The organism is Mesotoga infera, assembly GCA_011045915.1.
Taxonomy (GTDB): Bacteria; Thermotogota; Thermotogae; order Petrotogales; family Kosmotogaceae; genus Mesotoga; species Mesotoga infera_D.
The window spans coordinates 1-1,574 of the sequence record DSBT01000203.1 but is presented as its reverse complement, the minus strand read 5'-3'; the positions used below and the strand labels follow the sequence as shown (position 1 = coordinate 1,574).

Genomic DNA, 1,574 nt, shown 5'->3' with positions numbered 1-1,574 from the left:
GGGAAGCAATTAAGAAAAGGGGTCACTGACAGTTTCCTTGTCAGGATCCCATGCTCTTACATTATTACCTTCAGGACGAAGAACATATCCTCAATCTGGAAGAATGGTTTTTCTCTCACACCTTTCAACTGCGGACCGTTGACGGACAAGTCTGTCTTCAGCAGGGATCAGCGACCAACGTCGCTCTCAAGAGATTCGATCTTTCTCCTTCGACAGAGTTATATAATTGATTGAACAGTCAAGGAAAGAGGTTAGAAGTATAATCCTGAGCGCCGAGTTCTTCAAGAGGGAATGTAGACTTCAGACTCGCCAATGGTTCTTTATAGAGGTTGTGTTGAGTTGTGCGAAAAGAGATTCGAAATCGGTCTTAATGAAGAGGCTGGGTAGAAGGAATTTTCCGAAGGGAATAGTCCTTACTGGATAGATTGAGTCTATGATATTCGAGTCGCAGTCGGCGGAAGATTTGTTTGCATCGGCGGAGTTCCACGAAGGAGGAGTATCTAAATGATGGGAAATCTGAAACGGCAGGCAATCATTGTATGCGTAGTTCTTATCCTGACATCGCTCACTTTTTCTGTTACTACCTTTCATCCCGTAATCCAGGAGCTTCAAGAGATTATAGAAGAGGACCCGGTTCTTTTCATGCTCTTCAACGAGATGTTCGAACAGATTCCGTCGACACCGGAATTTAGAACGGATCCGACAGGAAATCCCCAGATAAGAAGCTACAGGCAAATGCTGAACGTGATGAACGAAGTTCTGACTCAGGCACCGGAGTTCAACAAGAGTGAGCTAGTTGGATTTCCCATCAACGCGGTGATCAACTGGGCAATGGGAACCCCTGCGGGAACGACCGCTTTCTTGAACGAGAAAGTGAATAAGCAGCTGAAGAAGATTCTCAGCCAGTGGGCTGTCTTTCTCGGCTCTCCCGACTCGAGATATGTGCTGAGCGAGGATCCCGAGAAGGGCTGGTTTGGACGGGATGCTATGGAAGCCATGCCCAACTTTGCAGAAGATTTCCAGTGTGACCCGGACCTCCCCTATTATGGCTTCACCTCCTGGGACGATTTCTTCACCCGACAGTATCGTGAAGGCAGGCGCCCTGTGGAATGTCCCGACGACGATTCGGTGATTGTAAACGCCTGCGAATCTGCTCCATACAAGATCGCGACCGACATTCAACTCCAAGATCGCTTCTGGATAAAGGAACAGCCGTATTCTCTCTCGCACATACTTGCAGGCGATCCTTTAACTGGGCTCTTCGAGGGTGGAACGATTTACCAGGCATTCTTGAGCGCTCTGAGCTATCATCGATGGCACAGCCCGGTCAGCGGGCGGATCATAAAGACTCGCCTGATCGACGGTTCCTATTATGCCTCTGCTCTTTCGGCAGGCTTTGATTCTGCAAGTCCCAACGAATCTCAGGCTTATATCGCGCAAGTAGCTTCCAGGGCTTTGATTTTCATAGAAGCAGACAATCCAGATATCGGGCTGATGTGTATCGTATTTGTCGGTATGGCGGAAGTATCTTCGAATGAGATAACTGTTTATGAAGGCCAGCATGTGGAGAAGGG

The 1,574-nt window shown here is 48.2% G+C and carries 1 protein-coding gene; it reads left to right on the top strand.

Annotated features, from left to right (window positions below; all coding sequences use genetic code 11):
- Positions 1–504 precede the first annotated feature (504 nt).
- Positions 505–1,574 (top strand): phosphatidylserine decarboxylase family protein (locus ENN47_07350; protein ID HDP77983.1); only part of this gene is annotated, 1,070 nt, incomplete at its 3' end.